Raw genomic sequence first — 25,959 nt, forward strand, 5'->3', positions numbered from 1 at the left:
GATGGTATGACAGACTCCTTAGGTCAATCACAAGTGATATCCTATCTGGAAAAGATTGCTAAGAAAGGGGTTGATTATCATTTAATAAGCTTTGAGAAGCCTGAAGTATTTGAAAAGAAGCGGCCGCTAGTAGAAGCCAGAATCAAAGATTCTTCAATTGTCTGGCATCCTTTGCCCTACACTAAAAAGCCACCGGTTTTATCTACCTTGAAAGATATCAATAGAGGGTGGGCTAAAATTAAGGAACTGCAAAAGGAAGCACCATTTGATATTGTTCATTGCAGGGGGTACATAGCCGCTATTCTAGGGCAGCGTATGAAGAAGCACTGGAACACCCGTTTCATCTTTGATATGCGTGGTTGGTGGCCAGATGAGAAGTTAGAGAGCGGATTCTGGAATTCACCCGTTTATAAACCTGTCTATGCTTATTTCAAAAGTCTGGAACGGCAGTTTTTCAAAAGTTCTGATGTAACAGTTTCCCTTACCTACGCAGGAAAAGATGAAATAGTGAGCAAGGGCTGGAAAGGAGCTGATGGAATAGGGGTTATTCCTACCTGTGTGGACTTCTCTATCTTCAGAGCTTTTAGTGAAGATACCAGAACTAAAGTGAGGACGGCGCTCAAGATACCATTAAACGCAAAAGTACTTTTGTATAGTGGTTCCTTAGGCGGGAATTACAAACTGGAAGATTTTGTGGAAGTGTACAAAGCCTTTAGAGCAGTGGCTCCAGAGGGATACTTCCTGATTCTATCTAAAACTGAGCCAGAGCCTGTCCTTCAGTTCCTGGAACAAAGCGGCGTGGATAAAGCACATATAGTCATCACTTCTGCCGATTATAATGAAGTTTACCAATATATACATGCCTCTGATGTAGGACTTATCATCTACAGTATCACCTATTCTGTCATTGGAAGAAGTCCCACCAAACTGGGAGAATATTGGGCTGGGGGTATTCCTGCCATCTCTTTGAAAGGAGTTGGTGATTTAGATCTTATAATGGATAAATATCCGCAGGGAGGGATACTGGTGAATTCACTAAATCAGGAGGAGCTAAAAGATGCGTTTTCTAAATTATTAAATTCTGAATTAGTTGATAGAGAATACTTGAGGGCTTCGGCAATTGATTATTTCGATGTGAGAATGGGGGTGGAGTTTTACGTTGGAATTTATAATAAGCTGTGTGAGCAAACTATTTAATTATTGTTTCGAGTTTATTAAACTAATAGTGGGATCCAAAATACTATTGATAATATATTGAAGGTAAATAAGTTTAGTATGCAGTAATGGGTAGATTGTCAGTATTAGATGCATTTAGAGGATTAGCAGCATTGTCTGTCATTATTTTCCATTATACAAAGCTTTATAGAGATCTGTATGGCCATGGTTTCCCATCTTTATATGATTTTAGATATGGCTATATGGGAGTCGAGCTTTTCTTTATTATTAGTGGATTTGTGATTTTTTTAAGTCTAAATCATATTAAAAGTTGGAAAGACTTTGTGTTTAAGAGGGTTTCAAGGTTGTATCCTGCCTACTGGGCTTGTTTAGCTATAACTTTTTTAAGTATCTTAACTTTGGGTCTTGAGGGTAAAGAAAGAGATTGGTTAGATTTCTTAGCAAATATTACTATGTTCCAACGCTTGCTTAGCATACCTAATGTAGATGGCTCGTATTGGTCACTTTTTCCAGAGTTGATGTTTTATGGCATGATGCTCATGTTATTTGTGACCGACGTAAAGGATAAAATTATATATGTAGGTATTCCTTGGCTCTTACTGTGCTTTGTACACTTGAATATTATGCCAATAAAATATTTGTCTTTGTTATTGAATTTAGAATATGGAGTGTTTTTCTATTCTGGGATATTGTTCTTTTTACTAAAAGAGAATTCAAAAGAGTATAAATTGATTGTTGTTCAGCTATTAGTTTGTTTCTTGATAGCTGTTTTTGGTTATAAGTTCAAAGGCCAACTTCCGCAGCAAATTATTATTAGCTTCATATATGTTGTGTTTTATTTATTTATTCAAAATAAACTAAATTTTTTGGCTTCAAAGCCCCTTTTGTTCCTAGGAAGTATTTCTTATCCACTGTATTTGATTCATCAAAATATTGGCTTTATCATAATGAATAGAACCAAGGCTATTTTTGATGGTAGTATATTGATTGTATTGCCTCCTATTGTAGTGAGTTTGTTGTTGGCTTATTTAATATCAATATTCATTGAGAAACCTGCTTCACAGGCATTACGGGATTGGTATAGTAGTCAAAGTGTAATTGATTCTGAAAGTAAAATATTTAGTAAAGGAACAAAAAGGATAGTCAATTAAAAATTCTTTCAAAAAGGTAACATGGAATGATTCTGCTAGTGTAAGTAATGTTTTAATTTCTTGAGAGCCTTAGTTTAAGATTTGCTCTTGGTAAAGTTAATGTTAGTATTATTACGCACTATTCTTATGACGTATCAACATGTTTTTACTAGAATACTCTATTTCATAATGATTTCATGCAAAGATCTCATTCTTAAGTAAGTCTAGAAAATACAATATCAGTATTTTCTTGGTACTAATACTTGTACTTTCGCATTTTTGGTTTTATTTGGTTTATTTACTCTATTTAAAAGGAGCAAGAGAGAGAGAAAGAATGGCAGCAACGGAATTTTATACCGTACAAGTGTGCCGAAGTTTCCAGAGGTAAGACCTACTCCTATGGAGAACATCAATGAAAAGAGGATACAGAACGTAAGAAAAGGATTCTTAAAAATTATTCTAAACGTTCTGGCAAACCCGTTCTTGCGGAACATTGTAAAGGTAAGAACAATAAACCAAGTACTCTCCAGGGCAGAGAGAAGCATAATAGGGTTACGTACTTCAAAAATAAAGGGTCTGTAAAGGGTGACAAAGATGGCTTGGGGAGCGGCACTTACCATACTCCCTACAGAGCCATCTAGTTTTCCTACATTATAACTTGAGCCTGTTGACCTGCCGCTCAGGCCCCTACCTGTACTGCCTGCACTCCTTTCAGTTTGGCGTTCTAGATAATCAGAAGTAACAGCTGCCGTTTCTGCTATATTGTCTATAGAGTATTTGTCACTGTCTGCCGTAAGCTGAGTACTCCCCAAATAGCCAGCAACTGCTCCAAAGCCAATCAAGATAGGCTTTGATAGCATCCTTACTGTCCTGTTTTTAATCTTTTTGCTGTTTTCCATGAAAACCCATAGAGCTACGGCAGGCACAAAGCAAAGGAGAATGTATGTCTTTACAATCTGGATAATCCAAAGTGATATGAATAGGATTAGGATAGATGTAATCACCTTCCTTTTCTCCACAAAGCCTTGATAAAAAGCCCAAAAAGCCCAACCTAGCATGCCCACGCAAATGGTATCCTTCATGATGCCAGATCCCCAAAAGAAGAAGGAAGGAATAAAGAAGCAGCTAATAGCGAACTCCTTCTGGTATTTAGGGAATATCTTTAAAAGGGTAGTGTATAGTGCAAACACTCCCGAGAAACTAAAGATTGCAAAGAATATAGCGATGGTAGAATAGGCTTGAAAGCAGAACAGCCCAAAGATGGTAGCCACCCTTACTACAAAGAAAGTGTCAGCGGCCTTATACCACCTCATTTGAGAAGCATACTTAAATGTTTCCGGGTCATATTGGCCTGTTGAGGTAAGCAACTTCCAGCCAATGGAGAATGACTCCCCAAATGCCTCATACACCAAATTGGCATGTCTCCAGTAAGAGAAGGTATCTCCCCGTCCCACACCGTTGCTGTAGTAGAATTGGTAAATCAAACCCATTCCAATTGCTCCTATGATCTTCAGCGTGAGGGCAGGAATAAAGTATTTCTTTGTCTGTTTATCCTTGAGTCGGCCTTTTATCTGAAAAGCAATAGAATAAATGATGATCAAGAAAATGGGGGTGATAAAAAGATCTTTTGCTTCCATATCTTATTTAGCCTGATGCTCAAGGTTCTTGTTCCCTGGCCCGAAACATGGGAACCTTGACACAGCTGAACCTCCTTTAGTAGGTGTATGCCAAAATTACTGAATTGAACAGAGATTATAAGAAGCTGATTGAAGCTCTATCCCTATAGGAAGGCAATATTACTGGTAAAGGGAGAGTATTTCGTGTTTTTTCACTGAACAACAGTAAACAGAGAAGAAAAAGTTCTTATATGCGCCGCATTAAACAGTAAAGTGAGCTTCTGCAAAGAAATCAGCGCACCCATCACTCAATTAATTTATGGCTGTGGCTGCAAGTGTTTTCTGGTTTTCGCTTCATTTAGAAAAAATAAGCCAAAAACGGGGACCAGGGAGAATCGCATTGATTGTTATTTTATTCTTTTGAGGCTTCTTGCCTTAAAATCGTAACTTTGTGGTTGGCCGTTTTCTGGTCTGTATAATTGTCTTGATATATGAAGCCTATTGCGGAGAGGAGAAAGAAACACTCAAATCTTTTTGTCTTAGTGCCTGCTCTTTTAATTATTGTGGCAACCGTAGTGCTGGCGCTGGTGGGGATGAGCTATAAACCTGAGAAGGTGATTCTAGTGAAAACTAATGATAAGGTACCGGCACCAAACTTCTCCCAAGCGTCAGGATTTTATGAGAAGGAATTTAAGCTTACTCTTACAACCACCCTCCCAAACGCCAGGGTTTTCTATACTACTGATGGTTCTAGGCCAACTTTTGATTCTGAAGTATATACTGGCCCCATTCTAATTCAGGATAAGACAGAGGAACCCAACAAGCTATCTGAGATCAAAACCGCGCCAGTGTTCAACTACCCTTTGTATAACGTCTTTAAGGGAACCATTGTAAGAGCCGTCACTGCCGTTAATGACTCTGTTATAAGTGAAGAGGCCAGAGCCTCGTTCTTTGTACACCCAAAGGGGAGAGGGCGTTACACTTTGCCTGTAGTTTCGCTGGTCACAGATGCAGACAGCCTCTTTGGCTATAAGGCAGGAATATATGTGAGTGGCGCCACGGCAGATGACAAAGATTTTTATATTAGGAACTCCATCAAGATTGATGATACCCGCAGAGGGTTTCCGGCCAACTACAAGAGAAGAGGGCAGCAGTGGTACCGGCCTGTGACATTAAGCTTTTTTGACGAAGGGAGCAATAACGGCTTTACTGTGAAAGCTAAAGTAGGCATACACGGGAATGCTTCCAGAGAGCAGCAGCATAAGTCTCTTAAGGTGATACTAGAGAGCAACGGGCAACTCAAAGATTTGATATACCCAGTGTTCTCCTCTATAAAGCCAGACACCTTGTCCAGTTTTGTGCTGAGAAGCAGTAGCCAAGACCGCCACTCTACCATGTTCAGAGATGCCTTGCTGCAGAGCCTTGTCAAAGGGTTTGCCCCACTGGATATTCAAGAGTACCGTCCTTCCATCATGTTCATCAACGGCGAGTATTGGGGCATCAATAACATCAGGAACAGGTATGATGAATTTTACTTCCAACATAAATATAAAATACCGCAGGATAGTATTGCCATTGTGGGGGTGAAAAGCAACTTGGGGGGGACTGAGCTTACCGTTGATCAGCGGTTGGGTAGAGTCATCTTGGGGGTAGAGGGAGATCAAAAGCCGTATCATGCGCTTTTGGCCTATATCAAGAGCCATGATCTTTCTAACCCCGTCTATTACCAATACGTCACCAGGCAGATAGACGTGGATAATTTCATTGATTACCTCCTGGCAGAGCTGTACTATGCCAATCAAGACTGGCCCAACAGTAATTTACAGATGTGGCGGTACAAAGTGCCAGCGGGCACCTCAGAAAAAGTATTTCACAAAGATGGCCGCTGGCGGTGGATGCTCATGGACATAGACAATGGTTTTCTGAAAGGGAAGCATTCATACAACATGATGAACCGGGTCTTGAAGAGTGAGCAACTGGGGCCGCTTTTCTCTGCGCTTCTAAAGAGCCCAGCCTTTAGAAAGAGGTTTTTTGAAAAAGCTGACTACCACCTTACCCTTACCTTTGAAGCCAATAGAGTCATTGCTGAGATCAATAAGAAACAGCAGCGTATTTCACCAGAGATAAAGGAACACCTGGAAAGATGGAGAACGCCCGCCTCTGTTAAGGCCTGGGAAGGAGAGGTGGAATCTTTAAGGGAGTTTGCCCGTAAGCGTCCCGAATACTTGAGAAAAGAGCTGGAAAAGCTTCGGCAGCAGTATGGTTCAGGAAGCTGAATACGCCGTGATATAGGTAAGAATGCTCTGTTTTTGGCCTCTTTTATGAAAACTAGACTGAAAACGGCTTAGGTGCTCTAACACAGTAACCGTAACTTGTACATATGCCAGGCCTTGAAATGGTTTTGCCGGATGGTGGAATTGAATAAGAGGGGCTTTTACTTTAACTTTGTAATTATTCGTTCTATAATATTTTCTAAATGGATATTGCTCAACTTCTACGTGGGTTTGTGATTGATAACTTGGCAGGGTTCTCCTACAGAAACCTGCCCAACTTCATCTTCAGTTTTTTAGTTTGCGCCTCTCTGGCCTATATCCTGGGCAAGCTCTATGAAAAGTTTGGGCACTCCCTTTCTAACAGAAAAGTATTCGCCAGGAATTTTGTGGTATTAGCCTTGACCACCATGTTCATCATCTCTGTGGTGAAAAGTTCATTGGCGCTTTCCCTTGGTCTGGTAGGGGCACTTTCTATTGTACGTTTTAGATCTGCCATCAAAGAGCCAGAGGAACTGACGTACATCTTCTTAACCATTGCAATTGGCTTGGGTTGTGGTGCGGGATTAAGCATTTTAACAGTGATTGCCTTTATAGGCTTTACCATTGTGATCTGGTTTAAGAACCGTGCCCAAAAGCCGCTAGATTACCAGAACCTTTACCTCACCATTTCTAATAATGATGATCAGGTGCCAGACCTGAACCAAGTGGTGCAAATATTAAGATCCAGCCTGTCTGGCGTGAAGCTAAAACGCACAGATGAAACCAGTACTTCTTTGGAAGCCTCCTTTGTGGTGGAGGTTGATGATTATGACCAACTGGAGAAGATGCGCAATACATTGAAGGGCACGTATCCTAACCTGAACGTAACCTTCATGGACACTAGTAGGGACTTTTAAAGAAGTTGTTTTGGCAAAAAAGGTTGACAAGAACGCGTACAGGTTTGAGCGCAAGTACCTGATCAGGAATGTTTCCTTGAATGAGGTGAAACAGGCCGCTCTGTTTCACCCCAAGGGGTTTGTCCCTATTTTCCATCCCAGAACCATCAATAACATCTATTTTGATACACTAGGTCTGAGAGATTACTTTGATAATGTGGAGGGAGACCAACACAGGGCTAAAGTGCGTATTAGATGGTATGGGGAGCTGTATGGATTTAAGAAGAAGCCTGTGCTGGAGTTCAAGGTGAAGAATGGGCTCATGGGGTACAAAGATTCCTACAGATTAGCTCCATTTACGTTAGATGAAAACTTCAGCAAAGAGATTTTTCTGGAAGTGCTCAGAAACTCAAACTTGCCTCAATATGTCTTAGATGCTGTATCTTGCCTGCACCCCATGCTGCTGAACCGTTATGACAGAATTTATTATCTTTCTTTAGATAAGAAGTTCAGGATTACCATAGACAGCAATTTGACATTTCATAAGATCAGTTTTCTGCGTCCAATCTCTTTGGAGAAAAACCTGGAAAGAGACTCTGTGATCATGGAGATGAAATACAACAGAGAAGAGGATGTAGAGGCAAGAAATATTTCCACCCATTTCCCTTTTCTGTTGACCAAGAGCTCAAAATATGTGAGAGGGGTAGATAGCCTCTATTTCAGAACCGATTGAGAAAAAGAGGAACACCTCAGAAATAGGATTCTAGCTCCACCTCTTGCTTGCCCATCCTGGTATGAATCAAAGCCATAACCGTAGTGGTTCCAGATGAGTCTTTAACTATGCCCAAGAAGAAAAAAGTACTTTTTTGGATTCCTTATCCGCCAGGTGAAGCACCGTCACAGCGGTTCAGGTTTGAGCAATATTTTCTTGCCTTAGACCAACACCATATTGATTATAAACTCGCACCTTTTCTAGACGACCACACATGGCGTATCCTTTATCACCCAGGTAAAGTGGTTGCAAAAGCATGGGGGATCTTGAAAGGGTTTTTGAAGCGCCTGTGGCAGGTTTTGGCGGTGGTGCCCCAGTACGATTTCGTATTTGTTCACCGGGAAGCCGCTCCCTTGGGGCCTCCTGTTTTTGAATGGATGGCTGCCAAAATTTGGCGTAAGAAGCTAATCTATGATTTTGATGACGCCATCTGGCTGGCCAATACCTCTGAGCAGAATAAGATAGCGGCAGGGCTTAAGTGGCATCAAAAAGTGGGCAGCATTTGTCAATGGGCCTGGAAAGTAAGTTGTGGGAACCGGTATCTATGCCAGTATGCCGCACAGTTTAACAAACAGGTGGTGCATAATCCTACCACCATTGATACCGTACACTTGCACAACCCTTATTTATATCCCCAGCAACAGAAGCAGAAGATAGTCATAGGGTGGACTGGTACACATTCTACTATGCCTTACCTACTGCCGCTTGTACCTGTCTTACAACGGTTGGAGGAGCAGTTTGACTTTGAGTTCTGTGTGATATCCAATCAAAATCCAGAGTTGCCCCTGAAATCCTTTTCTTTCAGGAAATGGTCTAAGGAAACGGAGATTGCCGATTTGAGGTATTTTGACATAGGGGTAATGCCCCTCACTGATGATAAGTGGGCCAAAGGGAAATGCGGGTTCAAAGCGCTTCAATACATGTCTCTGGAGGTGCCTACTCTGGTATCTCCTGTGGGAGTGAACACAGAAATAATTGAACATGGCGTAAATGGCTATATCTGCTCCAGCCAAGAGGAGTGGGAAACCTATTTAAGGCAATTGTTAGAAGGAAGTACTAATTCTAAGACTTTAGGGATGGTGGCCCGTGAAACTGTGGAGGCAAGGTATTCTGTGAATTCCAATACCAGAACGTTTTTGTCTCTCTTTGACTAAGGCCGCGTAAATATATTTTAAACCAAGAATCCCGTTTTGGGGCTGTTTTCACGAAAATAGCCCCAAAACGGGATACTTGGTTTAAAGGTAAAATGTAGTTATGTTAGAGAAGGGCCTTCAAATAGGGTAGAGGAGAGGGAGACAGGTTTATAACTCAGGTTAAGGCGCTTGTCAAGTAATTGGTTTGCGTCAAAGAAAGAGACATTAGATAGCTTCTCCAGATTCCTGAATAACAGTAATGTGTTCTTCAGGTCAAGGTCATAATCATGGGAGTTGATTACGCCTGTTACTCTAGGCTGGCTAGGGTCTAAAATATGAAGTAGGTTTCTGGTGAAGTCCTGAAAATGAGGGGTAGAGGGGGAGCCAGTCAAATTCTGAATCTCTTTGATACTGCCTTGCCCGGGAATGGTTATTTCAAATGGCTCCCCGGCTCTTAGTTCATTTTCCAGCATGAGCTTGTGAGAGAATTGGTTTCTGAAGTGGATATGCTTAGAAAAGCTGAAATCATAGGCAAACCCCGCCTCAATGAGCATGGCCAGCAGGTGCTGGTTCATAAACCACCAACCTGCCGCATATAAACCGTTATGGGGTAGGTTGTGGGAGGAGAACCATTCCAAGTCACGGGTGAATTGTTCCTTCAGGTTCTGTTTGGAGAAATTGTTGCTTCTAATCTCGGCTTCCTTGCGTTTGAATAGTGCAGGGTTAAGGTAAAAATGGCCGTGGTAACCTAAAGTGGCAAAACCGCCTAATTCATGATATCTGTCTGCCAACTTTTTGTCCTCACATTTGTGTTGGCGCATACCGTCAGCCACTTTAGGGCTTACACCAGACATAACAGTGCAAATAGGCTGTGTTCCGGTAATGGCTTTGAATTCACTGCAGAAATGGAGCAGGTCTTTGAACATCTTGTCATTGAACACCATCTCTGTATGAAAAATATACCCCAGCTGTAGATTGTAGGAAGAGGGAATAGGGTAAGACTTAAACTGGTAAAGAGCCTTTTTTAGTAATGTCTTCATTAAAAGTTGTTTTTGATGCCCGGCATGAAGTTGAAAGAGGCTTTTTCAGGTAATTTTGCCTTTAGGTCATACACTACAAAAGGTTCAACAAATGCGGCATCAACAGGCTTGTTGAAGAGGTTTTTGAAAATTGAAGTATTGTGAAAAATAAACTGCACAAACTGTACAGAGTGCTTCTTGAAAAGCTTTTTCACCGTCTGTTTAAAAAAGTGTGGTTTGTTGACTATCATTCCGCCCACGCTGAAATAGGAAACCCTCACAGGGCCCATTTTCTTATGCAGAACCTTGCCCCAAAGCACGTTTCCAAAATCTTCTACCACAATAATGGCATCTCCTTCTTCTTTCCTTTTTGAATCAATAAGTTGAAAATCATTCTGGAAATAAGAATCAGACGAGTAAAGTATATCATTTTCGGTCCATGGTTTAAACGCCGATTCAAAAAGAAAAGGAATATTAAACACATTTACCTTCTGGAATGGACCAAAGAACTTGTAATTCAGTTTTTTGAACACAGGGCCTGAGTTATGGTTCGGGATACCGTAGACAAATCCGCCACCTAAACGTAAAATCTCGGCTTTACCAAACTCTAATATTTTAGGAAATATTCCCTTGCCTCTGTATTCATTGGATGTACAGACTACGCAATGGTGAAAACAATTAACTACTTCTCCATTATATAGAAAATCATGCGACTTATAAGCAGTAAAACCTATAAGCTTATCTCTGTCAAAGGCCCCAACATAAAAGCTAGGGGGCGATCCTGCAATGGAGTTATCATAATAGGTATTCAGCTTGATCTCCTGCCAGGTTAGGTTATGGTTGAAGGTGGTATTGATCAATGAGGCAACTTGATCTCCTACTCCAGGAGCCTCTAAGTCAATGATTTTTACTTCATAATCCATAGCGGGTTATCTGAATTTTTGTGATTCTATATCTATTTTCAGGAAGCAAAGTTATTTACTTCACTTTCCTATTCTTCCTCAAATACGCCCTCGCCTCTTTCTCTGAAGCAGACTTACTATCAGACAACTTGACCACGGTCTCATAGTACTGTTTCGCCTGCTTCACATTCTTCTCCTTGTCACTGATCCGGGCCAGGTTCACAAAGGAGGAGATGTAATACCCAGATTCTTTCTCCCCACTCTGCTCAGCAAAGCTAATACATTGTTGGTAATAAGCCTTGGCTTTAGCTAAATCCCGGGTGCGGTGCTGGTGGATATAGCCTAAAAAGAAGCTGGCGTAGCGGCCACTGATGGCTTCGTACCCAAATACCTTCTGGTTGATCTTCTCCAGAATTTGCAAGGATAGCTGCTCTGCCACCCCAAAGTTGCCTTCAGAAAACGCCATGCGGGCGTAAAACCGCTGAAAGTAGGGGTTATCTGGGTAGGTGCTGGCCAGGTATTGGGACAAGGCCATGGCCGCCGACCCGTTTCTGGAGTCATTGGCGTAAATCTTCATCAGGAAAAACTTGGCCTCTGTGCCGGTGTAAAACCCGTTAAAGGCCACTTGCTGCAGCTGCTGCAGGCCTAATTTCTTATTGCCTTTGGGGAAGAAGAAGAGAACCGGCCGCAGCAGCGGATAATGCTCATGAATCCAGACGGCGTAGTAGTTGAAAAGTGCCTCGCCAAAAAGAAACTCATCACTCAGGCCGTTGGCTTTGCGGCTTTTCTGCAGGTATTCCAGGGCTTCTTTGCTCATGATGGCGGCCTTGCGCCAGTTCTTGCGCTCAGAGTGCAGGCGGGCGCCAAAGCCGTTGGCCGCCGACAAAAAGAAAGCGGCCTCTAAATTCTTGTTGTCTTTGTCATAAAGGTCTTCGGCCAGGGTAATGGTGGTGTCCATGTACGCCAGAAAGACCTCGTCAAAGCGGGTGTCATTGATGTTAGAGGGCACCATTTTCCACCAGTTGCTCAGCCCCAGCAGAAAGTACGGCATGGGGTGGCTGGGGTAGCGTCTGCGCAATGATTTGAACTGCCGCTCCGCCTTCTCAAACTTGAAGTTGTACATGTTGTCCACCGCGCCGCTCAGCTCATCCATGATGGTTTCATTGAGCAGAAGCCAGCCTTTTATGTTCAGCGCCTGCGGAACAATCTCAACCGAGTCCAGCAGAATACTGGCCTGCAAAGAGTCCAGAAGTTTCTGGTCAATCTGTTTGGTAGAATCCTGTCTGGTGGAGTCAGGCACCTGGGCTTTCGCATGAAAGAAACCTAAGAGCAGGAGGAGCAGGAAAAGGGTCTTTTTCATTAACTTCATTAAAACTGCCTGAGCCGCGTTATCTGGTTGTAAGTATGGGTGAACGCGCGGCCGGTGGTCGCCCACACAACAAGCGTTGCCCAAAGTAGGTTTCAATTTACGTACTAATACGTATGCCGTTTTCGGCCTGTTTTTACAAAAGTAGCCCCAAAACGCACAGTTCTTCCCAAAAGAAATCCCTTACTTTGAAAAAACGAACAACTATGGAATTATTGCACCAGCTCTGCCAGATACATGCGCCGTCAGGCAATGAGGTGAAGATGAAAGAGTTTCTGCTCCACCATGTGCAGGAGCAGCAGGCGCGCTGGAAAGCCCGGCCCCAAATCCTTCACGGCAAAGGGTTTCAGGACTGTCTGCTCCTGGTCTTCGGGGAGCCCCGCACGGTCATCTTTGCCCACATGGACTCCATTGGCTTTATGGTACGGTACGGCAAACAACTGATAAAGATTGGCGGCCCCGTGGCCGAAGCCGGGTATACGCTGGTGGGCGAAGACAGCCAGGGCAAGATTGAGTGCACACTGGAGGTAGACGAAGAAGAGCACGAGCTGCGCTACCACTTTGAGCGGGAGATTGAGCGGGGCACCGAGCTGGTTTTTAAATGTGATTTCCGGGAGACTGAAGACACCGTACAAAGCTGTTACCTGGACAACCGCTTGGGCGTCTGGAGCGCCCTGCAGGTGGCCCAGACACTGGAAAACGGCATTATCGCCTTCGGGTGCTGGGAAGAGACGGGCGGCGGCTCAGTGGGCTATCTGGCCAAATACATTTATGAGACGTACGGCGTCACACAGGCGCTCGTCTCTGATATCACGTGGGTGACCGAAGGGGTGCGTGCCGGCGAAGGCGTGGCCATCTCGCTGCGCGATTCTTTGATTCCGCGCCGGAGTTTTGTACAGAAGATCATCCAATTGGCCAGAGAGGCGAACATCCCGCACCAGATAGAGGTGGAGAGTTCTGGCGGGTCAGACGGCAAGGAGCTGCACTACGGCCCAATTCCCTGGGACTGGTGCTTTATTGGCGCGCCCGAAGACCATGTGCATTCCCCAGACGAGCTGGTGCACAAAAAAGACATATACGCCATGGTAGACCTCTATAAACACCTGATGCAGAAACTGTAGAAGAAGCCGTATAGAATATAAAACCTATTTGTTTTTTAGCGGAGAAACCTTAGCTTGCACAACAGACCTAGGTAAGGTCTAAGAGTTAAATTCAGTTTTATTCCTGCTAATGATTTGATTTTTATTTTGATCTAAGGCAGCCTTAAGGCCACCCGTTTTTGGCCTGTTTTCTGAAAAACAGGCCAAAAACACACAGCAGAGATTATACATCTGTGTAACGGCAACCGGGCGAAAGAGAAGTAGAGGGTTAGGCCATTGGCAGGGCAGAAGTAGCTTACGAGTACGCTTACAACCGTTCAACTAACAAACAAACCGTTACTCTATGCAGACAATTCTCTACGCCATTCCCGCTTTTGGACTGGTAGCCTTGTTGTACACCGCCATCAAATCAGCGTGGGTCACCAAACAAGATGCCGGTGATGAAAAAATGAGCACCATTGCCCGGTACATTGCGGAGGGGGCCATGGCCTTCCTGAAGGCAGAATACAAGGTGCTCACCTACTTTGCCATCATCGCCTCCATTTTCCTTTTCTATTTAGGGTACGTAGGGGAGAAGTCCTCACCTATAATTGTCGGCGCTTTCCTGATTGGTTGTATCTTTTCGGCCCTGGCCGGGTTCATAGGCATGCGCATTGCCACCAAAGCCAACGTGCGCACCGCCCAAGCCGCTAAAACCAGCTTGTCCAGAGCCTTGAATGTGTCGTTTACCGGCGGCGCGGTCATGGGCATGGGCGTGGCGGGTTTGGCCGTGCTGGGCCTTGGCTCCCTGTTCATTGCCTTCTACTACTGGTTTGTGCAGCGCTCAGGCGCCAGCGCCAGCAGTGAAGAGATGGAAATTGCGCTGGAAGTGCTCACCGGTTTCTCGCTGGGCGCGGAAAGCATTGCCCTCTTCGCCCGGGTGGGCGGCGGGATCTACACCAAAGCCGCCGACGTGGGCGCTGACCTGGTGGGGAAAGTAGAAGCCGGTATCCCCGAAGACGATCCCCGCAACCCCGCCACCATCGCTGACAACGTAGGTGACAACGTGGGCGACGTGGCCGGGATGGGCGCTGACTTGTTCGGCTCGTACGTGGCTACCATCTTAGCCACCATGGTGCTGGGCCGTGAAATCACCGTGACAGACAACTTTGGCGGCTTGTCGCCCATCATTTTGCCCATGCTCATTGCGGGTCTAGGCATTATCTTCTCCATGATAGGCACGCTGTTCGTGCGCGTGAGCGAAGGCGGAAACGTGCAGGCGGCCCTGAACATGGGCAACTGGTCTTCAGTGGCTTTGACGGCCATTGCCTCTTACTTTGTGATTGACTGGCTCATGCCCGAGACCCTGAACCTGCGCGGCTATGAATTCACGTCTATGGGCATTTTCTGGGCGGTCATTATTGGTCTCATTGTAGGTACGCTCATCTCCATCATCACTGAGTACTACACCGCCATGGGCAAGAAGCCAGTGATGTCCATTGTGCAGCAATCCTCTACGGGGGCGGCTACCAACATCATCTCTGGCTTAAGCGTGGGCATGATGAGCACGGCCCTACCCATTATTGTTTTGGCGGCCGGAATTGTGTTCTCGTATTCGGTGGCGGGGCTTTACGGGGTGGCCATTGCCGCCGCCGGTATGATGGCTACCACCGCCATGCAGCTGGCCATTGACGCCTTTGGGCCCATAGCCGACAACGCCGGGGGTATCGCTGAAATGAGCGAACTGCCCAAAGAAGTACGCGAGCGCACTGACATTCTGGATGCCGTAGGCAACACCACCGCCGCAACGGGCAAAGGCTTTGCCATCGCCTCGGCGGCCTTGACGTCGCTGGCCTTGTTTGCTGCGTTTGTGGGTATCTCGGGCATTAGTACCATTGACCTGTACAAAGCGCCCGTGTTGGCAGGTTTGTTCATTGGCGGCATGATTCCGTTCGTGTTTTCGGCCTTGGCCATTAGTGCGGTGGGCCGGGCGGCCATGGCCATGGTGCAAGAAGTACGCCGACAGTTCAGGGAGATTCCGGGCATCATGGAAGGTACGGGCAAGCCCGAATATGACAAATGCGTGGCCATCTCTACCAAAGCCGCCATCAGGGAAATGATGCTGCCGGGCGCGATTGCGTTAATTGTACCGTTGTTGGTGGGCTTCGGGCTGAAAGGTGTGTTTGAGGAGGTGTCCAGCGCCGAGATTTTGGGCGGTGTATTGGCCGGGGTAACGGTGGCCGGGGTGCTCATGGCCATTTTCCAGTCAAACGCCGGCGGGGCCTGGGACAACGCCAAGAAGTCTTTTGAGAAAGGCGTGATGATCAACGGCGTGATGGAGTACAAAGGCTCAGAGCCGCATAAAGCTTCGGTAACCGGAGACACCGTGGGTGACCCCTTCAAAGATACCTCCGGCCCGTCTATGAACATCTTGATTAAACTGATGTCTATTGTGTCACTGGTGATTGCCCCGCACATTGCGGTACGCGAAACGCCGCCACCGGCCCCTGAAACCCGTCCTGATTTGGAAGGTGCTATTCAGCGGGTGGAGAAAGCTGCGCCAGCGGCCACTGCCCAGTACCCGGTCCCTGCTAAGCAGGTGAATTAGTAGCTTTTACCAGCAGCACGTTCCGTTTTCGGCCTGTTTTTCCAAAAACAGACTGAAAACGGAACGTGCTTTTTTGTACAAATCAATTTAAGCAATCTCTTTCATGGCGCAAGCGTCCGCTTGTGCCCGTACGCATTGCCTTAACTCAAACCTGTAAGACTTCCAAAACCTCACAGGTTTTCCGTTTCTGGGCTATTTTTCCCAAAACAGGCTGAAAACAGATTTCCGGAAAATTAGGAGTTATTCCAATAAGTAAATCTTGATGAAGTTAATAAAGAAATGCGTGGACACAAGCGGACGCTTGCGCCATGAATCTGAGAAAAGAAAATAGTTAAGCTTATGGCAAAAAGCCAGCCAAACCGCCGGCCTTTTTGGACCTGCCACGGCAGAAAAGGCCTTTTTACTTTTATTTTCCCCCTCTATTCCCCAAATTTGATGCTCCCTACTTAAACAACCCATGCACCACCCACCGGTAACCATTCACGACAAGCAGTTCAGTATCTATCTTCCAGAGCGTAAAATCCTGCACAGCGTAGAGATTGTGGCCGCCCGCCTCAGCCATGACTACCGCGGCAAGCGGCCGTTGTTCCTGGCGGTGCTGAACGGCTCGTTCATGTTTGCCGCAGACTTGATGAAAGAGATGAGCACGCCCTGTGAGATTTCGTTCATCAGGCTGGCCTCTTACACAGACATGCAGAGCACCGGCAGCGTGAAAGAAATCATGGGCCTGAACGAAGACATCAAAGACCGGCACGTGGTGGTGTTGGAAGACATTGTAGACACCGGCCATACCGTGGCGGCGCTGCTGCCGCAGCTGCGCCAGCAAGGTCCGGCCTCGCTGGAGGTGGCCACCCTGCTGATCAAACCAGAGAGCCTGCAGCACAACCTCGTGATCAAGTACCCGGCCATGTCTATTGCCAATGACTTTGTGGTGGGGTACGGTCTGGACTACAACGGCCTGGGCCGAAACCTGCGGGATATCTACAAGGTGATGTAGTTTCTGTTTTGGAGCTGTTTTCTGGAAACCAGCCCCAAAACAGGAGTAGACGGCCCAACCTTGTGCCCTGAAAAACTGGGGTTTCCAAGATTTTCTTCTTACTTTTGTCATCTCACAATTCAAATACCCATGCTGAATATCGTACTCTTCGGTCCTCCGGGCGCAGGCAAAGGCACGCAAAGCCAGAAACTGATACAGAAATACGGACTCATTCACCTCTCTACCGGTGATTTGTTACGCTCTGAGATTGCCCAGGGAACCGAGTTAGGACTCAAGGCGAAAGGTCTTATGGATGCTGGTTTGCTGGTACCCGATGAGGTGGTGATTGGCATGATTGAGTCTAAGCTGGCCCAGAACCCCAACGCCGCCGGTTTCATTTTTGACGGCTTCCCGCGCACCGTGCCCCAGGCCGAGGCGCTGGACCAACTGCTCCAAAAGTACGACCAGGGCATTAGCTGCATGGTAGCCCTTGAGGTGCCAGAAGAAGAATTGGTGAAACGCCTCTTGCTGCGCGGCCAGACCTCCGGTAGACCAGATGACGCCGATGAGGTTTTGATTCAGAAGCGCGTGGTGGAGTATAATACCAAAACCGCCCCCGTGGCCAACTACTACGCCCAGCAGAACAAATTCTACGCCATCAACGGCATTGGCGAGATTGATGAAATCTTCAACAAAAGCTGCGAAGTGATTGAAGCCTGCCAGGCGGTTTAAGCAGCCTGGCACCATATAAAACCACAGAAACCATCTGATAAGAAATTGTCAGATGGTTTTTAGTTCCTGAGCGAATCTTCCTGCCCCGCAGGGTGTTATGGGCTTCTGTAGGAGAAACGCATAAACCTAAAATGACCTCCGCAAAGCGGAAATCTGGTTCTGGAAGGATTGGGCTGGGTTTTACTGATGTGTTTTCAGCAATCTGCTGTTCGGGACTTGCAATCCCGAACTAAGTACCTGCGGAGTTGTAATCCGCGGCGCGTGCTGATTAAAATTGCAGTAACGGGAATTGCAACGCCCCAGAATATTGACTTCCGGATTACAAATCCGGAAGAGCAGAGAGAACAGAGGCAGACGGAAACACAGAGCAGTGAGAAAAAGTAATTTCCGTCAGTGGCGGAGCAACATCATCCGCAATGCGGAAGGAAAATTCCCCTCCTTGGAGGGGTAGGTTCACGTTTCATGAGCTAATTCCTTGATAGGAACAAACCCGTTTTTGGCCTCTTTTTCAGAAAACAGGTCAAAAACAGAACGTTAAAAGAAGGGCCTTCGGCGTGCGCCGAAGCCAGTCACACACAAGAATTTAAGAGACCAGCTGTGTCAACATCAAACTTTATAGATTACGTTAAAATCTGCTGCCGCTCCGGCCACGGCGGGGGCGGCTCTGCCCACCTGCACCGCGACAAGAAAACGGCCAAAGGCGGCCCAGACGGCGGTGACGGCGGCCGCGGCGGCCACATCATCCTGAAAGGCAACGCCCAGCTCTGGACGCTCCTGCACCTGCAGTACCAGAAGCACGTGATTGCCGAGAACGGCGGCAACGGCGGTCCCAGCCACTCCAGCGGCGCCTTCGGGAAGGACATCATTCTGGAGGTTCCCATCGGCACCATCGCCCGTGACGCCGAGACCGGTGAAATCAAAGCCGAAATCACGGAAGACGGTCAAACGGAAATCATTACTCCTGGCGGGCGTGGCGGCTTGGGCAACGCCCATTTCAAGTCGCCCACGAACCAGACGCCCATGTACGCCCAACCCGGCGAGCCCGGCCTGGAGGAATGGACTGTTCTGGAGCTGAAACTGCTGGCAGATGTGGGTCTGGTAGGGTTCCCTAACGCCGGTAAATCTACGCTGCTGTCGGTGGTTTCGGCCGCGCGGCCGAAGATTGCCAATTACCCGTTCACCACGCTGGTGCCCAACCTGGGCGTAGTGGCCTACCGTGACTACAAGTCGTTTGTGATGGCAGACATTCCCGGTATTATTGAGGGTGCGTCTGAAGGCAAAGGGTTGGGCATCAGGTTCCTGAAGCACATTGAACGCAACTCCATTCTGCTGTTCATGATTTCGGTGGAGAGCCCAGACATTGCCGCCGAGTACGAGATTCTGGTGAACGAACTGCGCACCTACAACCCCGAACTGCTGCACAAACAGCGCCTGCTGGCCATCACCAAAACAGATTTGATTGATGACGAGCTGGAGGCCGAAATGCGGGAGACGTTGCCAAAGGATTTGCCCACGGTGTTCATCTCCAGCATGACCAACAAGAACATCACTCAGCTCAAAGACATGATCTGGAAAGCGCTGAACACCGCGTAAAGACCTCACCCCCGGCCCCTCTCCCGTGGAGAGGGGAGGTTTCTGTTTTGGGGCTGTTTTTCTAAAATCAGCCCGAAAACAGAAAAGCCCTCCTTCAAGTTTGAGCGCAGCGGTAACTTGGAGGAAAAAATGACTGCCAGTTTTCAACTGGCGGAAGTAGGGATTGGGGAATGTAAGTCGCCAGTTGAAAACTGGAATCACCCTTAGCCACAAGTTACGCTGTCGCTAAACTTGCGGCAGCAAAATTACCCTAGGAGAAACGCGGTAAATTAGTTTTGGGCCTGTTTTCACCAAAACAGGCCCAAAACAGGAAAGCGGCATTCCCTCTCCCTGGAGGGTGAGGGGGCAGCGGTAGTTCTTGGGTAAAAAAGAAACGAGAACTGAAGCCCTTGTCTCTGCTTTGCTTGTGCATTTGCAACTTGAACTTGATTACCCTCATCCTAACCTTCTCCCAAAGAGAGAAGGAACTCCGCAGTAGACGGTTGGCAAGTACTTCTTTCAGGTTTAAGCACATGGGTAACTTGAGGGGGAAATGATTGGCAGTTTTAACTGGCGTAACTCGCGGCAGCGGAAAAAGGAAGTTCCTATTTGCGTTTTGGGGCTATTTTCAGGAAAACAGCCCGAAAAACGCAAAACTCCCCTCTCCGTGGGAGAGGGGCCGGGGATGAGGTCTCTGTCAGTCCTGTCATTCGCCGGGGGCGGAGAATTTGCCTGAAAATGCCACTTTGGCATAAAAGCCGGTTTGGCAAAATTGTTGCCAAGAATGAGGCACGAGTTAGAAGCATCAACATCTGAAAAGAGTAAAAAGATATATGAGTACCACAGCTGAACAAAATACTCCGGAACAAGAGAATTTACAGCCTGAGAACCAGGAGGCAACCGAGCAAACCGCCTCTGAGCAACCGGCTGCCGGGCAGGCAGAAGGACAGGGCGAGGAAACAGAAGGCGAAACCAAAACTTCTGAAAACGGCTCTGCCGAACTGGACGAGTTGCGGGACAAATACCTTCGGCTGCAGGCCGAGTTTGACAACTTCAGACGCCGCACCTCTAAAGAGCGCCTGGAGCTGTTCAAAACCGCCAATCAGGAGCTGATGGTGGCCCTGATTCCGGTGCTGGACGATTTGGAGCGGGCGCAGGCGGCCATGAAAGACGCGCAAGACGTGAACGCGGTGCGTGAAGGCGTGGAGCTGATTTTCAACAAGTTCCAGAGCCTGTTGCAGCACAAGGGGCTGAAGGCCATGGAGGCTGTGGGCCAACCGTTTGACGCCGATGTGCACGAGGCCATCACGCAGATTCCGGCTCCAAGTGAAGACATGAAGGGAAAAGTGATTGACCAAGTAGAGAAAGGATATTACCTCAATGACAAAGTGGTTCGCTTTGCCAAGGTGGTGATTGGAGCATAAGACCATGGCAACCAAAAGAGACTATTACGAAATACTGGGCGTAGCCAAAGGGGCCTCGCAGGACGAGATAAAGAAGGCGTACCGCAAAATCGCCATCAAATACCACCCTGACAAGAACCCGGACGACCCTACCGCCGAGGACAAGTTCAAGGAAGCCGCAGAGGCCTACGAGGTTCTGAGCGACGAGCAGAAGCGCCAGCGCTATGACCAGTTCGGGCACCAGGGCGTGAACGGCGGCGGCTTCGGTGGCGGCGGTGGCATGAACATGGAAGACATCTTCTCCCAGTTCGGTGACATCTTCGGCGGCGGAGGCGGCGGTTTTGAGAGCTTCTTCGGGGGCGGCGGCCAGCGCGGCGGCAAACGCATGCGCAAAGGCAGCAACCTTCGCATCAAGCTCAAACTCAACCTGGAGGAAGTCGCCAAAGGCGTTGAGAAGAAAATCAAAGTAAAACGCTACGAATCCTGCCAGGTCTGCGACGGAAACGGCTCTAAGAACGGGTCTTCTTTGCAAACTTGCGGTACCTGTCAGGGCCAGGGCCAGGTTAAACGCGTGGTGAACACCATGCTGGGCCAGATGGTCTCTAGCAGCACGTGCCCCACCTGCCACGGCGAAGGCAAAATGGTGACCCAAAAATGTGACGCCTGCCACGGCGAAGGCCGTCAGCTGCGCGAAGAGGTCATCTCTATCAACGTACCCGCCGGCGTGGCCGATGGCATGCAGCTTTCCATGAGCGGCAAAGGCAACGTACCGGAGCGCGGCGGAATTCCCGGTGATTTGCTCATCCAGATTGAAGAGGAACACCACCCAACCCTTCGGCGCGACGGCAACAACGTCATGTTTGAGCAGTACGTGAGCTTTGTGGACGCTACGTTAGGAGCTTCTGTGGAGGTGCCAACCATTGAAGGCAAGGTGAAAATCAAGATTGACCCCGGCACGCAGTCCGGCAAAATCCTGCGCCTGCGCGGAAAGGGAATTCCAGACATCAACGGCTACGGCCGCGGTGACCAACTCATTCACATCAACGTCTGGACACCCAAGAACGTGAACGCTGAGGAACGCCAAATCCTGGAAAGACTACGCGATTCCCAGAATTTCACGCCCAACCCCGGCAAGAACGAGAAAGGCTTCTTCGAGAAAATGAAGGAGTACTTTCAATAAGGAGTTCTGAATCTTGAGTTTAGATAAAACAGAAATGCCTGATTTCCGTGAAGGAAGTCAGGCATTTCTGTTTTAGTTTAATCAACATGTAGCGTCGTTACCCTGTAACGACGTGGCTCTATGAAACACTATCTTCTCCGTTTGCCCTGATTGTGCCACACAGCTGGTCCTACTTTTGCAGGTCAGGTTCACAAGAATGGGCACTTTTACTGCTGCGAGGAACTGCGTCGTTACAGGGTAACGACGCTACATGCCTGTTTATAAACAAGCCGAAACACAAAACCGTCCACTCCAAAGACCTCGTAGCGTCCGGAGGACCTGCGAGCGTCTGAGCCAACTGCCGCTGCTAAGCCAGCCAATTTCCCTGCCGCAAGTTTAGCGCTAGCGTAACTTGTGGCTTATGATACGGCCAGTTTTCAACTGGCAATTTGCATTCAAAGGAATCCAATTCCGCCAATTACAAACTGGCAGCATACACTCCTCCAAGTTACCGCTGCGCTCAAACTTGAAGGAGCCAGGCCTTGCGTTTTCGGCCTGTTTTCCCAAAAACAGGCCGAAAACGCAACAACACCAGTTTGCACGGGCAAAGTCTTTCGCGTAGCTTTATCCAACGCAAACTAACCGTGAAACCCTTGCCACCATTTCTGCAAATACAAGGCGTGAGCAAACGCTATGAGGCGCACCAGGCCCTGAACCAAGTCTCGTTTGACGTGCCCAAAGGCAGCATCTTCGGGCTGCTGGGACCCAACGGCGCGGGCAAGACCTCGCTCATCAGAATCATCACCCAAATCACCGGTCCGGACGAGGGGCAGGTGCTGTTTGAGGGACAGCCGCTGCAACCGGACCACGTGAAACAGATTGGCTATTTGCCTGAGGAGCGCGGCCTGTACAAGAAGATGAAAGTAGGCGAGCAGCTCCTGTATCTGGCCCGCCTGCGCGGATTGACCAAGGAGGAGGCCACCGTGAAAATAAAGGCCTGGGCCGACCGGCTGGATTTGAAAACCTGGCTCAACAAGAACGTGGAAGACCTGTCAAAAGGCATGCAGCAGAAGGTGCAGTTTATTTCCTGCGTGCTGCATGAGCCCAAACTGCTGATTCTGGACGAACCTTTTTCGGGGTTTGACCCGGTGAATGCCAACATCATCAAAGATGAAATCCTGAAACTGCGGGAGCAGGGCTGCACCATTATTTTCTCCACGCACAGAATGGAATCTGTGGAGCAGCTGTGTGATGACATTGTGCTGATTAACCGGTCGCAGATTGTGCTGTCAGGGAGCGTGAAAGAGGTGCGGGCACGGTTTCGGGCGCAGACCTACCATGTAGAAGGGCTGGGGAAACTGCTCATCACCTCGCCAGATTTCAAGGTGCTGCAGCAAACCCAGCAGGGCAACGAGTTTAAAGCTGAAATCCAATTGGAGAACAACACCGGCCCCAATGATTTGCTGCGCTATCTGATTGAGCGCGTAGAGGTGCACCTGCTGCAGGAGAAAGTGCCCAGCATTCATGACATTTTTGTACAGACCGTAACCCAACCCACCCATGGATAAGATTTGGCTAGTGTTTCAGCGCGAGTACCTGGTGCGCGTGCGCAAGAAAAGCTTCATTGTCATGACCATTCTGGGGCCGCTGCTCATGGCGTTGGTCATGGTGGTGCCCATTGGCATTATGATGATGTCTGATGACACCAAAACCATTCAGGTGCTGGATGAGAGCGGTTTTCTGGCCGGTAAATTCACGTCTACAGACGAATTCAAATATGTAACCGTGGGCGGCCCCCTGGAAAAGGCCAAGGCCGACTATCTTAAAACCGAAGACGCGGCGCTGCTCTATATTCCCAAGCTGGACTTAGATAAACCCGAAGGCATTCAGCTCTTCTCCCAGAAAAGCGCGAGCATCACGGTTATCTCCTCTCTGGAGAAACAGGTAAAGCAGGAGATTGAGGCCATCAAATTCAATAAATCTGGCATCAACCAGCAGGTACTGGACCAAATCAAAACCAAGGTCAACATCAGAACCGTGAACCTGAGCGCCGAAGGTGAGAGGAGCAGCAACGCGGGCGTGACCTCCATTGCCGGTTTTATAGGGGCGTTCCTGATTTACCTCTTCATCTTCCTGTACGGTGCCCAAATCATGCGCGGGGTCATTGAAGAGAAAACCAGCCGAATTCTGGAGGTGATGGTGTCTTCAGTGAAACCGTTCCAGCTCATGGCGGGCAAAATCATGGGCATTGCGGCAGTGGGTCTCACGCAGTTCCTGCTCTGGATTGTGCTTACCTCGGCTATTTATGTGGGCGTGTCTTCTGCGTTTGACCTGGAGCGCTTTTCCCAAGACCGCTTCTCGCAAACCATGCAGACCATGCAAAACCCGCAAGATATGTCGCAGGCGCAGGAGGTACATGACATCATGAGCGGGTTAGAGAGCCTGAACGTGCCTTTGCTGGTGGGCGGCTTCCTGTTCTATTTCCTGGGCGGTTACTTGCTGTACGGTGCGTTGTTCGGGGCCGTGGGCGCGGCCGTTGACTCTGAAACCGACAGCCAGCAGTTCATGCTGCCCATCACCATTCCGCTCATTCTGTCGTTTGTGGTGGCGCAGACCATCATCATGAAAGACCCCAACGGCGCGGTAGCCTTCTGGATGTCCATGATTCCGTTCACCTCGCCGGTGGTCATGATGCTGCGGCTTCCGTTTGGCGTGCCGGCCTGGGAACTGGCGTTGTCTATGTTTCTGCTGGTAGCAGGTTTTATTGGTACCATCTGGGTGGCGGCCCGCATCTACCGCGTGGGTATTCTCATGTACGGCAAGAAGATTACCTATAAGGAGCTTTCTAAGTGGTTGTTCTATAAAGGCTAATGCAGTGATTCTATGGCAGGGTTCTTAAAAACGAAGTGGTGCAAATATCTCCTTGTGCTCCTGCTCTTAGCATCATGTATTGAAGCCTTTGCTTATGTGAATGTACTGGTTAGCCTCAAATATGAAACGGATGCCCCCGCAGCATGTATATCCAACGTGACGGGTCAGGATTTATGCAGACAATTGAATAGAAGTAAAGCTGTTGCTCTCTCTGCGTTTGCCTCTGCCGTTATCCTGCTGTTTCTCAGATTTAGAAGCTTCTAAGCCTACATACTTTCTGTTTTTCGCCTCTTTTCCGGAAAACTGCTCCAAAACATGAAGAAGATATTTTCGGCCTTGGCCGCGTTCATCCTTTTAAGCTCTTTTACCATGGACAAACCTGCTTACCGCCTTTTCACCGGCTCTGGCAAAGTGATAGACTACGGGAAGATGCTCAAAGAACTGGCTGCCGCCGATGTGGTGTTTTTTGGGGAACAGCACAACGACCCCATTGCCCATTGGCTTCAGCTGGAGCTGGCCAAAGACCTCTACCAGCAGCACGGCCGGCAGCTCGTGCTAGGTACTGAAATGTGGGAAGCCGACACCCAGGCTGCGGTTGATTCCTTTCTGCTGGGCCTGGTTGATGAGCCTTCCTTCACCCAAACCAGCCGCGCCTGGCCCAATTTTGCCACTGATTACAAACCGGTGCTGCTTTTCGCCAAAGAGAAAGGGCTACAAGTAATTGCTACCAACGCGCCCCGCCGTACTGCCCGCATAGTGGCCAAAGAAAGCCTGCAGGGCTTAGACGCGCTGCCGCCCTCTGAAAAACAATGGCTGCCTTTGCTCCCCATTACGGTTGACCTGGAACTGCCGGCCTACAAGCGCATGCTCAGCATGTTTGGCAGTGACACCCACGGCGCCTCGGCGGCGGGCTCAACTAAAATAGTGGAAGCCCAGGCCCTGAAAGATGCCACCATGGCCCATTTTATCAGCAAGAACCTGAAAACAGGGCAGCACCTGCTCCACCTCAACGGCGCCTACCACTCAGACCACCACGAAGGCATTCTCTGGTATCTGAAGCGCCTTCGGCCCGAATTGAAAATCAAGACCGTCACCACCGTTCTGCAGCCGCAACTGGAGAAGCTGGAAAAAGAGCACCTGCAGCGGGCAGATGTGGTGTTAGCCGTGCTTGAAACCATGACAAGGACGTATTAGTTTTCCTTTAGAGCCAACTGCCCAGGTTCTGTTTCCGGGCAATTTTGGGAAAAACAGCCCGGAAACAGAAGTTGGTAGAGACGCTCGCAGGTCCTCCGGACGC

General features: G+C 48.1%; 20 protein-coding genes. 16 read left to right on the top strand and 4 right to left on the bottom strand.

What is annotated here, in order from left to right; genetic code table 11:
* Positions 1–6: 6 nt before the first annotated feature.
* Positions 7–1,197 (top strand): glycosyltransferase, encoded by a 1,191-nt coding sequence (locus FHS90_RS08105; protein ID WP_182512655.1) that lies wholly within the window; start codon positions 7–9, stop codon positions 1,195–1,197.
* 86 nt (positions 1,198–1,283) lie between these two features.
* Positions 1,284–2,327: an acyltransferase family protein gene (locus FHS90_RS08110; protein WP_182512656.1), complete on the top strand. Its 1,044-nt coding sequence runs from the start codon at positions 1,284–1,286 to the stop codon at positions 2,325–2,327.
* A 218-nt stretch (positions 2,328–2,545) separates the two neighbouring features.
* Here the strand turns inward: FHS90_RS08110 and FHS90_RS08115 are convergent, their stop codons facing one another.
* Positions 2,546–3,943 (bottom strand): hypothetical protein, encoded by a 1,398-nt coding sequence (locus tag FHS90_RS08115; RefSeq protein WP_182512657.1) that lies wholly within the window; start codon positions 3,941–3,943, stop codon positions 2,546–2,548.
* A 521-nt stretch (positions 3,944–4,464) separates the two neighbouring features.
* On the opposite strand from FHS90_RS08115, the gene FHS90_RS08120 reads away from it, so the two are divergent.
* From FHS90_RS08120 to FHS90_RS08135, 4 genes are all read left to right on the top strand, one after another.
* Positions 4,465–6,198: a CotH kinase family protein gene (locus tag FHS90_RS08120; RefSeq protein WP_182512658.1), complete on the top strand. Its 1,734-nt coding sequence runs from the start codon at positions 4,465–4,467 to the stop codon at positions 6,196–6,198.
* 230 nt (positions 6,199–6,428) lie between these two features.
* A complete protein-coding gene (locus FHS90_RS08125) occupies positions 6,429–7,091 on the top strand; it encodes a DUF4956 domain-containing protein (RefSeq protein WP_220483018.1) in 663 nt (220 codons plus the stop codon).
* 10 nt (positions 7,092–7,101) lie between these two features.
* Positions 7,102–7,803, top strand: a complete 702-nt coding sequence (locus FHS90_RS08130) for a polyphosphate polymerase domain-containing protein (protein WP_182512660.1) — start codon at positions 7,102–7,104, stop codon at positions 7,801–7,803.
* A gap of 107 nt (positions 7,804–7,910) precedes the next feature.
* Entirely contained in the window at positions 7,911–8,996 is a 1,086-nt protein-coding gene (locus FHS90_RS08135; RefSeq protein WP_182512661.1) for a glycosyltransferase, read from the top strand.
* A 98-nt stretch (positions 8,997–9,094) separates the two neighbouring features.
* On the opposite strand, the gene FHS90_RS08140 is transcribed toward FHS90_RS08135, so the two are convergent.
* From FHS90_RS08140 to FHS90_RS08150, 3 genes are read right to left on the bottom strand one after another with little or no spacing between them, the layout of a single operon-like run.
* Positions 9,095–10,015 carry a hypothetical protein gene (locus FHS90_RS08140; RefSeq protein WP_182512662.1) on the bottom strand — a complete coding sequence of 307 codons (921 nt, stop codon included), beginning with the start codon at positions 10,013–10,015 and terminating at the stop codon, positions 9,095–9,097.
* A complete protein-coding gene (locus FHS90_RS08145; RefSeq protein ID WP_182512663.1) occupies positions 10,015–10,917 on the bottom strand; it encodes a GNAT family N-acetyltransferase in 903 nt (300 codons plus the stop codon). Before FHS90_RS08145 ends, FHS90_RS08140 begins: the two co-directional genes overlap by 1 nt.
* 55 nt (positions 10,918–10,972) lie before the next feature.
* Positions 10,973–12,256, bottom strand: a complete 1,284-nt coding sequence (locus FHS90_RS08150; protein WP_182512664.1) for a tetratricopeptide repeat protein — start codon at positions 12,254–12,256, stop codon at positions 10,973–10,975.
* A gap of 212 nt (positions 12,257–12,468) precedes the next feature.
* Between FHS90_RS08150 and FHS90_RS08155 the strand changes: the two genes are divergently transcribed.
* The 10 genes from FHS90_RS08155 to FHS90_RS08200 all read left to right on the top strand — a co-directional run bounded on the left by FHS90_RS08155 (position 12,469) and on the right by FHS90_RS08200 (position 25,856).
* A complete protein-coding gene (locus FHS90_RS08155; protein ID WP_182512665.1) occupies positions 12,469–13,383 on the top strand; it encodes a M20/M25/M40 family metallo-hydrolase in 915 nt (304 codons plus the stop codon).
* Between the two features lie 322 nt (positions 13,384–13,705).
* Positions 13,706–15,949, top strand: coding sequence for a sodium-translocating pyrophosphatase (locus FHS90_RS08160; RefSeq protein ID WP_182512666.1), 2,244 nt, complete (start codon positions 13,706–13,708; stop codon positions 15,947–15,949).
* Between the two features lie 457 nt (positions 15,950–16,406).
* Complete coding sequence (gene hpt / locus FHS90_RS08165; protein WP_066834374.1) at positions 16,407–16,946, top strand: hypoxanthine phosphoribosyltransferase; 540 nt, start codon at positions 16,407–16,409, stop codon at positions 16,944–16,946.
* A gap of 129 nt (positions 16,947–17,075) precedes the next feature.
* On the top strand, positions 17,076–17,657 hold the full coding sequence (locus FHS90_RS08170) for an adenylate kinase (protein WP_066834376.1): 582 nt from the start codon (positions 17,076–17,078) through the stop codon (positions 17,655–17,657).
* A 597-nt stretch (positions 17,658–18,254) separates the two neighbouring features.
* Positions 18,255–19,250, top strand: coding sequence for a GTPase ObgE (gene obgE, locus FHS90_RS08175; RefSeq protein ID WP_182512667.1), 996 nt, complete (start codon positions 18,255–18,257; stop codon positions 19,248–19,250).
* A gap of 812 nt (positions 19,251–20,062) precedes the next feature.
* Complete coding sequence (locus tag FHS90_RS08180) at positions 20,063–20,653, top strand: nucleotide exchange factor GrpE (RefSeq protein ID WP_066834380.1); 591 nt, start codon at positions 20,063–20,065, stop codon at positions 20,651–20,653.
* Between the two features lie 4 nt (positions 20,654–20,657).
* Positions 20,658–21,812 (top strand): molecular chaperone DnaJ, encoded by a 1,155-nt coding sequence (gene dnaJ, locus FHS90_RS08185; protein ID WP_182512668.1) that lies wholly within the window; start codon positions 20,658–20,660, stop codon positions 21,810–21,812.
* Between the two features lie 632 nt (positions 21,813–22,444).
* A complete protein-coding gene (locus tag FHS90_RS08190; RefSeq protein WP_182512669.1) occupies positions 22,445–23,359 on the top strand; it encodes an ABC transporter ATP-binding protein in 915 nt (304 codons plus the stop codon).
* A complete protein-coding gene (locus FHS90_RS08195) occupies positions 23,352–24,662 on the top strand; it encodes an ABC transporter permease (RefSeq protein ID WP_182512670.1) in 1,311 nt (436 codons plus the stop codon). The genes FHS90_RS08190 and FHS90_RS08195 overlap by 8 nt, the downstream gene beginning before the upstream one ends.
* 315 nt (positions 24,663–24,977) lie before the next feature.
* Positions 24,978–25,856: a ChaN family lipoprotein gene (locus FHS90_RS08200; RefSeq protein WP_182512671.1), complete on the top strand. Its 879-nt coding sequence runs from the start codon at positions 24,978–24,980 to the stop codon at positions 25,854–25,856.
* Positions 25,857–25,959: the final 103 nt, after the last annotated feature.

Origin of the sequence: Rufibacter ruber, from assembly GCF_014138425.1 — a bacterium.
GTDB classification, from domain to species: Bacteria; Bacteroidota; Bacteroidia; order Cytophagales; family Hymenobacteraceae; genus Nibribacter; species Nibribacter ruber_C.

Bases quoted from the DNA above. Each gene is read 5' to 3' on its own strand.
- FHS90_RS08155 (WP_182512665.1), top strand. From the start codon at position 12,469: ATGGAATTATTGCACCAGCTCTGCCAGATACATGCGCCGTCAGGCAAT.
- FHS90_RS08200 (WP_182512671.1), top strand. From the start codon at position 24,978: ATGAAGAAGATATTTTCGGCCTTGGCCGCGTTCATCCTTTTAAGCTCT.
- FHS90_RS08170 (WP_066834376.1), top strand. From the start codon at position 17,076: ATGCTGAATATCGTACTCTTCGGTCCTCCGGGCGCAGGCAAAGGCACG.
- FHS90_RS08150 (WP_182512664.1), bottom strand. From the start codon at position 12,256: ATGAAAAAGACCCTTTTCCTGCTCCTCCTGCTCTTAGGTTTCTTTCAT.
- FHS90_RS08105 (WP_182512655.1), top strand. From the start codon at position 7: ATGACAGACTCCTTAGGTCAATCACAAGTGATATCCTATCTGGAAAAG.
- FHS90_RS08140 (WP_182512662.1), bottom strand. From the start codon at position 10,015: ATGAAGACATTACTAAAAAAGGCTCTTTACCAGTTTAAGTCTTACCCT.
- FHS90_RS08160 (WP_182512666.1), top strand. From the start codon at position 13,706: ATGCAGACAATTCTCTACGCCATTCCCGCTTTTGGACTGGTAGCCTTG.
- FHS90_RS08145 (WP_182512663.1), bottom strand. From the start codon at position 10,917: ATGGATTATGAAGTAAAAATCATTGACTTAGAGGCTCCTGGAGTAGGA.
- FHS90_RS08115 (WP_182512657.1), bottom strand. From the start codon at position 3,943: ATGGAAGCAAAAGATCTTTTTATCACCCCCATTTTCTTGATCATCATT.
- FHS90_RS08180 (WP_066834380.1), top strand. From the start codon at position 20,063: ATGAGTACCACAGCTGAACAAAATACTCCGGAACAAGAGAATTTACAG.
- dnaJ (WP_182512668.1), top strand. From the start codon at position 20,658: ATGGCAACCAAAAGAGACTATTACGAAATACTGGGCGTAGCCAAAGGG.
- FHS90_RS08110 (WP_182512656.1), top strand. From the start codon at position 1,284: ATGGGTAGATTGTCAGTATTAGATGCATTTAGAGGATTAGCAGCATTG.
- hpt (WP_066834374.1), top strand. From the start codon at position 16,407: ATGCACCACCCACCGGTAACCATTCACGACAAGCAGTTCAGTATCTAT.
- FHS90_RS08195 (WP_182512670.1), top strand. From the start codon at position 23,352: ATGGATAAGATTTGGCTAGTGTTTCAGCGCGAGTACCTGGTGCGCGTG.
- FHS90_RS08135 (WP_182512661.1), top strand. From the start codon at position 7,911: ATGCCCAAGAAGAAAAAAGTACTTTTTTGGATTCCTTATCCGCCAGGT.